The 8,232-nt window shown below is 67.2% G+C and carries 7 protein-coding genes and 2 tRNA genes; 5 read left to right on the top strand and 4 right to left on the bottom strand.

The genetic code is table 11. The features are described from left to right. Nucleotides 1-16 precede the first annotated feature (16 nt). Nucleotides 17-87, bottom strand: a tRNA-Gly gene (locus tag ABD378_RS08755). A 183-nt stretch (nt 88-270) separates the two neighbouring features. Here ABD378_RS08755 and ABD378_RS08750 point away from each other — a divergent pair. The 5 genes from ABD378_RS08750 (at nt 271) to clpX (ending at nt 5,157) form a co-directional block, all read left to right on the top strand. After that, nucleotides 271-347 (top strand) — tRNA-Pro (locus ABD378_RS08750). Nucleotides 348-507: 160 nt separating this feature from the next. After that, nucleotides 508-1,905, top strand: coding sequence for a trigger factor (gene tig / locus ABD378_RS08745; RefSeq protein WP_344519953.1), 1,398 nt, complete (start codon nt 508-510; stop codon nt 1,903-1,905). Nucleotides 1,906-2,366: 461 nt separating this feature from the next. Beyond that, nucleotides 2,367-2,972, top strand: coding sequence for an ATP-dependent Clp protease proteolytic subunit (locus ABD378_RS08740; RefSeq protein ID WP_249593023.1), 606 nt, complete (start codon nt 2,367-2,369; stop codon nt 2,970-2,972). Nucleotides 2,973-3,033: 61 nt separating this feature from the next. Then, a complete protein-coding gene (locus tag ABD378_RS08735; protein ID WP_344519952.1) occupies nt 3,034-3,714 on the top strand; it encodes an ATP-dependent Clp protease proteolytic subunit in 681 nt (226 codons plus the stop codon). Nucleotides 3,715-3,870: 156 nt separating this feature from the next. Then, nucleotides 3,871-5,157: an ATP-dependent Clp protease ATP-binding subunit ClpX gene (clpX, locus tag ABD378_RS08730; protein WP_344519951.1), complete on the top strand. Its 1,287-nt coding sequence runs from the start codon at nt 3,871-3,873 to the stop codon at nt 5,155-5,157. A 99-nt stretch (nt 5,158-5,256) separates the two neighbouring features. On the opposite strand, the gene ABD378_RS08725 is transcribed toward clpX, so the two are convergent. The 3 genes from ABD378_RS08725 to ABD378_RS08715 all read right to left on the bottom strand — a co-directional run bounded on the left by ABD378_RS08725 (nt 5,257) and on the right by ABD378_RS08715 (nt 8,182). Beyond that, nucleotides 5,257-6,135 (bottom strand): hypothetical protein, encoded by an 879-nt coding sequence (locus tag ABD378_RS08725; protein WP_344519950.1) that lies wholly within the window; start codon nt 6,133-6,135, stop codon nt 5,257-5,259. 21 nt (nt 6,136-6,156) lie between these two features. Next, on the bottom strand, nt 6,157-7,140 hold the full coding sequence (locus ABD378_RS08720) for a hypothetical protein (protein WP_344519949.1): 984 nt from the start codon (nt 7,138-7,140) through the stop codon (nt 6,157-6,159). A gap of 106 nt (nt 7,141-7,246) precedes the next feature. After that, on the bottom strand, nt 7,247-8,182 hold the full coding sequence (locus tag ABD378_RS08715) for a flagellar basal body-associated FliL family protein (protein WP_344519948.1): 936 nt from the start codon (nt 8,180-8,182) through the stop codon (nt 7,247-7,249). Nucleotides 8,183-8,232 lie beyond the last annotated feature (50 nt).

The following is an 8,232-nucleotide window of genomic DNA, read 5'->3' as shown; positions in this document are numbered from 1 at the left end:
GCCCCGGAGGCCACAGAGCGGGTGACGGGAATCGAACCCGCGTAGCTAGTTTGGAAGACTAGGGCTCTACCATTGAGCTACACCCGCACAGCTCGCGCCGCAGTGCATTTTGCAGTCCATCTTGCAGTACATCGAGGACACTGCTGGTCAGCGACCGCGGCACGGCAAGCATCGTAGCGGGTCGGACGCCCTCCCCGCACACCCCGTACGTACCCGCGATTAACCGGGCGCCGCACTGCCTGCGGGCATGTACCCTACGTGTCGCACCGACGGGGTGTGGCGCAGCTTGGTAGCGCGTCCGCTTTGGGAGCGGAAGGCCGTGGGTTCAAATCCCGCCACCCCGACCAGCAGGATCTCTCCAGATCAGACCGGCGATCAGCCTCACGTACGGCTTCGCAAGATCGCATTGTGGGTCGGCTCCCGCTTGCCGTTACTATGCAAGCTGTGTGCCCGTGTGTCTCTGAGCCGGGCTCAATCCCAAGAAGTCAGCCCCAAGGAGACCGAACCGTGAAGAGCGCCGTGGAGACCCTGAACCCGACCCGGGTTCGGCTCACTGTTGAGGTGCCCTTCGAGGAGCTCAAGGACAGCCTCGACGCGGCCTACAAGAAGATCAACCAGCAGGTCACGGTGAAGGGCTTCCGCAAGGGCAAGATCCCGGCCCGAGTCATCGACCAGCGGTTCGGCCGTGGCGCCGTCCTCGAAGAGGCCGTCAACGACGCGCTCCCGAAGTTCTACACCGAGGCCGTGAACGAGGCCGAGCTCAACGTCCTGGGCCAGCCCGAGGTGGACATCACCGAGCTGAAGGACAACGAGACCCTCAACTTCACCGCTGAGGTCGACATCCGTCCCGCGATCGAGATCCCGGACTACTCCGGCATCGAGGTCGAGGTGGACGCGGTCGAGGTCAGCGACGAGGACGTCGAGAAGGCCGTCGAGGAGCTCCGTGAGCGCTTCGCGTCCACCTCGCCGGTCGAGCGTGCCGCCGAGGACGGCGACGTCGTGACGATCGACCTGGAGGCCAAGGTCGAGGGCGAGGTCCTGGAGGACGGCGTCGCGTCCGGCGTCTCCTACACGATCGGCTCCGGCGAGCTCCTCGAGGGCATCGACGAGGCCGTCAAGGGCCTGGAGGCCGGTGGCGAGGCCACCTTCACCTCCGAGCTCAAGGGCGGCTCGGCGGCCGGCAAGGAGTCCGAGGTGACCGTCAAGGTCACCCAGGTCGCCGCCCGTGAACTGCCCGCCCTGGATGACGACTTCGCGCAGCTCGCGTCGGAGTTCGACACCCTGGACGAGGTCAAGGCGGACAGCCGTAAGCGCCTCGAGAACATGAAGCAGTACGACCAGGCGACGCAGGCCCAGGAGCGTGTCCTGGAGAAGCTGCTCGAGCTGGTCGAGGTCCCCGTCCCCGAGAAGCTCCTCGCGGACGAGATCGAGACCCGCAAGCACAACCTGGTGAACCACCAGCTCGGCCAGATGGGCCTCGACCTCGAGAAGTACCTGGAGATCCAGGGCAAGACCGAGGAAGAGTTCGACGCCGAGACCAAGGAGCAGGCCGAGAAGGGCATCAAGACGCAGTTCGTCCTTGACGAGCTCGTCAACAAGGAGAAGCTGAACGTGAACCAGGAGGAGCTCACCGAGCACCTCATGCGTCGCGCGCAGTCCTCCGGCATGTCCCCCGACCAGTTCGCCCAGGCCGTCGTAGAGGGCGGCCAGGTCCCGATGCTGGTCGGCGAGGTCGCCCGCGGCAAGGCCCTCGCGGTCGTCGTGGAGGCCGCGACGGTCAAGGACACGAACGGCGAGATCGTGGACCTCGACGACGAGGACGAGACCGCCGAGACGGTCGAGGCCTCCTCCGAGGATGCGGCTGCCGAGTCGGCTGACGCCGCCGAGGAGAAGACCGAGGCCTGAGCCTCGCTCTGACGCACGTACGACAGGCCCCCGGGATCTCGATCCCGGGGGCCTGTCGCGCCCTTAGGGGCGCGGGGAACTGCGCGAGCAACCACGTACAAGCCGCACCCGCCATCGGGCGGCACGCGGCAGACGCGCCTGCGACAGCATGGGGGCGGGCCGCGCAGTTCCCCGCGCCCCTGACGGGGCCCTGACGGGGCCCTGACGGGGCCCTGACGCGCCCCGGGGCAACCCCGGGACCCCGCTCAAGGCGCCCCCGCCAGAACCTGCGCTCACAGCGAACAGTCACCTTTGCGGGATTCCCCGGACGGGGCTGAGCGTTAGGGTCCATGAATACGAGGGCAGGGGAGTCCCCGAAGCCGTCCCGGAGCGGCGAGCACGCGGGGTCCCAAGCCTCAGAAGAAGACGTGAGACGGCCCGGCGCCGTCGTAAGACGAGCAGGTGGATACGTGACGAATCTGATGCCCTCCGCCGCCGGCGACCCCTCCATCGGTGGTGGCCTCGGCGACCAGGTCTACAACCGGCTGCTCGGCGAGCGGATCATCTTCCTCGGCCAGGCCGTGGACGACGACATCGCCAACAAGATCACGGCGCAGCTGCTGCTCCTTGCCGCTGAGCCGGACAAGGACATTTTCCTTTACATCAACAGCCCTGGTGGATCCATCACGGCCGGCATGGCGATCTACGACACCATGCAGTACATCCAGAACGACGTGGTGACGATCGCGATGGGCATGGCGGCCTCGATGGGCCAGTTCCTGCTCAGCGCCGGCACGCCCGGCAAGCGCTTCGCGCTGCCGAACGCCGAGATCCTGATCCACCAGCCCTCCGCCGGACTCGCGGGCTCCGCGTCGGACATCAAGATCCACGCCGAGCGGCTGCTTCTCACCAAGAAGAAGATGGCGGACCTCACCGCGTTCCACACGGGCCAGACCGTCGAGCAGGTCACCCGCGACTCGGACCGAGACCGCTGGTTCGACCCGCTGGAGGCCAAGGAGTACGGCCTCATCGACGACATCATGCCCAACGCGGCCAGCATGCCGGGCGGCGGCGGCACCGGAGCCTGAGCATCACCGCTCAGCCCTTCCGAAGCCGACCCAGCCCACGCTCCTCAGGAGACCTACAGAGATGAAGAACAACCCCGGCAGCGGCCTCTACGAGCCCACCCAGGCCGAGTACACCGGCCCGACCGCCGAATCCCGCTACGTCATCCCGCGCTTCGTCGAGCGCACCTCGCAGGGCGTGCGTGAGTACGACCCGTACGCGAAGCTCTTCGAGGAGCGCGTGATCTTCCTCGGCGTGCAGATCGACGACGCGTCGGCCAACGACGTCATGGCGCAGCTCCTGTGCCTGGAGTCGATGGACCCCGACCGCGACATCTCGATCTACATCAACAGCCCCGGTGGCTCCTTCACGGCGCTCACGGCCATCTACGACACGATGCAGTTCGTGAAGCCCGACGTGCAGACGGTCTGCATGGGCCAGGCCGCGTCCGCCGCCGCCGTGCTCCTCGCGGCCGGTACGCCGGGCAAGCGCATGGCGCTCCCGAACGCGCGCGTCCTGATCCACCAGCCCTACAGCGAGACGGGCCGTGGTCAGGTCTCCGACCTGGAGATCGCCGCGAACGAGATCCTCCGGATGCGCGCGCAGCTGGAGGAGATGCTGGCCAAGCACTCCACGACGCCGATCGAGAAGATCCGCGACGACATCGAGCGCGACAAGATCCTCACTGCCGAGGACGCGCTGGCGTACGGCCTGGTCGACCAGATCATCTCCACCCGGAAGATGAACAACGCCTCGGTCGTCTGACGCAGCGCTGTAGCATCTGCCGTTCCTTGGCGCGGTTCACGACAAAGTGAACCGTGCCAAGGGGGGCCCGAACGGGGGGCCAGGCAAGGTACCGTCGGATATGAGGCACCAGGAGTCGCTGAACGTGGCGTCTCCCAGGCGAAGGGGAAGCACCTCGTGGCACGCATCGGTGACGGCGGCGATCTGCTCAAGTGCTCGTTCTGCGGGAAGAGTCAGAAGCAGGTCAAGAAGCTCATCGCAGGTCCCGGTGTGTACATCTGCGATGAGTGCATCGACCTCTGCAACGAGATCATCGAGGAAGAGCTCGCGGAGACGAGCGAGGTGCGGTGGGAGGAACTCCCCAAGCCTCGCGAGATCTACGAATTCCTCGAGGGGTACGTCGTGGGCCAGGAGCCCGCGAAGAAAGCCCTCTCGGTAGCGGTCTACAACCACTACAAGCGGGTCCAGGCCGGGGAGACCGGCGGCGCGCAGGGCCGTGACGACGCGATCGAACTCGCGAAGTCCAACATCCTGTTGCTCGGCCCGACCGGCTCCGGCAAGACGCTGCTCGCGCAGACGCTCGCGCGCATGCTGAACGTCCCGTTCGCCATCGCGGACGCGACGGCGCTCACGGAGGCGGGCTATGTCGGCGAGGACGTCGAGAACATCCTCCTGAAGCTCATCCAGGCCGCTGACTACGACGTCAAGAAGGCCGAGACGGGCATCATCTACATCGACGAGATCGACAAGGTCGCCCGCAAGAGCGAGAACCCGTCGATCACGCGCGATGTCTCGGGCGAGGGTGTCCAGCAGGCCCTGCTCAAGATCCTGGAAGGCACGACGGCTTCGGTGCCCCCGCAGGGCGGCCGCAAGCATCCGCACCAGGAGTTCATCCAGATCGACACGACGAACGTGCTCTTCATCGTGGGCGGCGCGTTCGCCGGCCTCGAGAAGATCATCGAGTCGCGGGCGGGCGCCAAGGGCATCGGCTTCGGCGCCACGATCCACTCCAAGCGCGAGCTTCAGGAGAAGGACCGGTTCGAGGACATCATGCCGGAGGACCTGGTGAAGTTCGGGATGATCCCGGAGTTCATCGGCCGCCTCCCCGTGATCACCTCGGTCCACAACCTGGACCGCGAGGCCCTGCTCCAGATCCTGGTGGAGCCGCGCAACGCACTCGTGAAGCAGTATCAGCGCCTGTTCGAACTCGACGGCGTGGAGCTGGACTTCGAGCGCGAGGCGCTCGAGGCCATCGCCGACCAGGCGATCCTGCGCCAGACCGGCGCGCGAGGCCTGCGCGCCATCATGGAGGAGGTCCTCCAGTCGGTGATGTACGAGGTCCCGTCCCGCAAGGACGTGGCCCGTGTCGTCATCACGGCGGACGTCGTCCACTCGAACGTGAACCCGACACTGGTGCCGCGGGATGCGCGGGGGCCGGGGTCAGGGGAGCAGAAGTCCGCGTAGTTTCCAGGCCTACGTGAAAGGGGCGCCCGGCGATTTCGATCGCCGGGCGCCCCTTCTCGTTGAACGGCTCTACTCCATCGCCTACTTGACCTCGACCGCCTACTTGACCTCGACGCGGACGTCGTCACGCAGGTTGGTCACCAGGCTGGCGACGTTCTCCAGGGCGATCTCCTTGCCGCTCGCGGTCGAGGCGACATCGGAGTAGGCGGCGTACGCGACGGTGCTGTGGTCGCCCCAGACGCACAGGGGCGTCTGGAAGGTGTTGGGCATGCTGTCGTCGTCCCCGCTGACGTCGCCCATGTCGAACTCGGCCTTCTGGCACTTCATGATGCCGTTCTCGAAGCCGTCCGGAGTGAACTCCTCGGGGCTGCCGATGAGCTTCATGCCGCCGGGCTTCCCGGAGTTCTTCTCCATCTCGGCGAACATGGCGTCGACGACCTTCTCCGGGTCGTCGATCTCGCCGTACACGCCGGAGTAGTTGAGGGACTTCATGGTCGAGCCCTCGCCGTAGTTGTACGCGGCGTAGGCGTCCTTGGGATTGCTGACGCCCTGCTTCTCCAGGTCCTTCAGGTCGCTCGACGACATACCGCCACCGCTGCCGGACGAGTCCTTCTTGTACTCACCGCCGAGGACGGACGCGGGCGCCGTCAGCTTGTACGTCTTGCCGTCATCGGCGACGGAGCCGCTGTCCTTCCCGGCGGTGAACCACCAGACACCGGCGCCTATCGCGGCAACCGCGACGACGGCGCTGACGATGAACCCGGCCTTCTTGCCGCCGCCCTGGGGGGAAGGCGGCGGAACCTGCCCGTACGGAGCGTGCGGCGGCTGCCCGTACGGGCCCTGAGGCTGCTGGGGGTAGCCATAGCCGGGCTGCGGGGCAGGGGGCTGCTGCTGGCTGCCGTAGGGCCCCTGCTGGCCGTAGGGGCCGGGCTGCTGCGGCGGCTGACCGCCGTACGGCCCAGGCTGGTTGTAGCTCATTACGTGGCTTCTCCTCGGCCGTCAGAGCTTGACGCGGACTTCCTTGCGGAACTTGGCCGTCTTCTCCGCGGCCTCGTCCAGGTCGGCGCTCTTGCCGGCCATCGCGTTCGCCACGTCCGTGGTGATCACGATGCCGAGCGTGCTCTTGTCGCCCCAGATGCAGGTCGCCATCGACATGTTGCTCGGGCCCGCACTGCTGCCGCCCGTCGACGAGGAGCCGGAGCCCAGGTTGAACTTCATCTCCTGGCACTTCATCACCGCGCCGTCGAGCCCGGCGGGGCTGTACGACTTGGGGCTGCCGACCAGCGTCATCGACTCGCCGCTGCTGTCGCCCTCCTTGGCGTTCTTCTCCGCCTCGACGAACATCGCGTCGACGACCTTCTCCGGGTCGGCTATGTCGCCGTAGACGCCGTTGAACTGCAGGATCTTCTGCGACAGCGGGTTGTCCTCGGTCCCCGACTGGTACTGGCCCGTCACGTCCGTGGCGTTCTTCACGCCGTGCTTCTCGGCTTCCTTGATGTCGCTGGAGGTCATGCCGCTGTCGCTGCCGGCCTCCTTGTTGAGCTTGTACTCGGAGAGGACCGTCGCCGGTGTCGTCAGCTTGTGCGGTCCGTCGTCCTTGATGCCGCCACCGTCGCCACCACCCCCCGCCACGTTCGAGGAGCCGCCGCCCTTGCCCTTGTCGTCGTCACCGCCCGCGAAGACGAAGTAGCCGCCGACGGCCACCGCGGCGACCGCGACCACGGAGGCGATGATGATGCCGGTCTTCTTGCCGCCGCCCTGCGGGGGCGGCGGCGGGACCTGGCCGTAGGGAGCCTGCGGCTGCTGGCCGTACGGGCCCGGCTGCTGAGGCTGGCCGTAGGGCCCCGGCTGCTGCGGGGGAACGCCCTGCGGAGCCTGCGGAGGGTAGCCGTAGCCGGGCTGGGGTGCCTGCGGCTGCTGGCCGTAGGGGCCCGGCTGCTGGGGCTGCTGGCCGCCGTACGGGCCTGGCTGGTTGTAGCTCATGACGTGGGTTCCCCCTGTGCGTGCTTATGTGTTTCGAACATCCTGACGGAAGCAGCCCCGGCCGTGGCGACCGGGGCTGCTGAGTGCGGTGTGACGCCGTCAGGCGTCAGGACTTGACGCGAACTTCCTTGCGGAACTTCGACGTCGTGTCCGCGGCGTCCTCCAACGAGGCGCTCTTGCCGGTCATGGCGCTCGCCATGTCGACCGGGATCACGATACCGAGGGTGCTGTTGTCACCCCAGATGCAGACCGGCATGCGGATCGACTTGGGGCCGGAGCCGCCGCCCTTGATCTCCGTCTCCTGGCACTTGAGGACCGCGCCGTCCGCGTCGAAGCTCTTCGGGCTGCCGATCAGCTTGCCGGTGGAGGAGCTCTCCTTCGTGGACTCCGTCTTCATCTTGTCGAACATTCCGTCGACGACCTTGGACGGGTTGTCGATCTCGCCGTAGACGCCCATGAACTTGATCATCTTCTGCGCCAGCGGGTTGCTCTTGTCGCCCGACTGGTACTCGGCGTCCACGGGCTTGCCGTTCTTGACGCCGTCCTTTTCGGCCCGCTCCATGTCGTCGTCGCTGAAGCCGTCGTCGGTCGTGGCCTGCTTCTTGTACTCGGAGAGGACCGTCTCGGGCGTGACCAGCTTGTGCGCGCCGTCGTCCGCCACCGCCGAGTTGCCCGCCGACGAGGAGCTGTCGTCCTTGCCCGCCGTGAACCACCAGATGCCGCCGCCGATCGCGGCGAGCGCGACGACCGCGCCGATGATGAGGCCGGTCTTCTTGCCGCTGCCGCCACCCGCGGGCGGGGGCGGCGGAACCTGTCCGTACGGGCCCTGCTGCCCCTGGTCGTACGGACCCGGCTGCTGCGGCTGGCTGTAGCCGCCCTGCTGCGGGGGGACACCCTGCGGCGCCTGCTGGGGGTAGCCGTAGCCGGGCTGGGGTGCCTGCGGCTGCTGGCCGTAGGGGCCAGGCTGACCCGGCTGCTGCCCGTAAGGACCGGGCTGCTGGGGCTGCTGCCCGCCGTACGGGCCAGGCTGGTTGTGACTCATTGCGTGGGTTCCCCTCCGAACGCTTATGTGTTCCCGACATCCTGTACGAA

Source organism: Streptomyces rectiviolaceus (genome assembly GCF_039533825.1).
GTDB lineage: Bacteria > Actinomycetota > Actinomycetes > Streptomycetales > Streptomycetaceae > Streptomyces > Streptomyces rectiviolaceus.
Note: the sequence above shows the minus strand (reverse complement) of the source record. Positions and strands in the feature narration are given on the sequence as shown.

Coding starts and splice junctions, on each gene's coding strand:
- ABD378_RS08740 (WP_249593023.1), top strand. CDS start 2,367: ATGCCCTCCGCCGCCGGCGACCCCTCCATCGGTGGTGGCCTCGGCGAC.
- ABD378_RS08735 (WP_344519952.1), top strand. CDS start 3,034: ATGAAGAACAACCCCGGCAGCGGCCTCTACGAGCCCACCCAGGCCGAG.
- ABD378_RS08725 (WP_344519950.1), bottom strand. CDS start 6,135: ATGAGCTACAACCAGCCTGGGCCGTACGGCGGTCAGCCGCCGCAGCAG.
- ABD378_RS08720 (WP_344519949.1), bottom strand. CDS start 7,140: ATGAGCTACAACCAGCCAGGCCCGTACGGCGGCCAGCAGCCCCAGCAG.
- ABD378_RS08715 (WP_344519948.1), bottom strand. CDS start 8,182: ATGAGTCACAACCAGCCTGGCCCGTACGGCGGGCAGCAGCCCCAGCAG.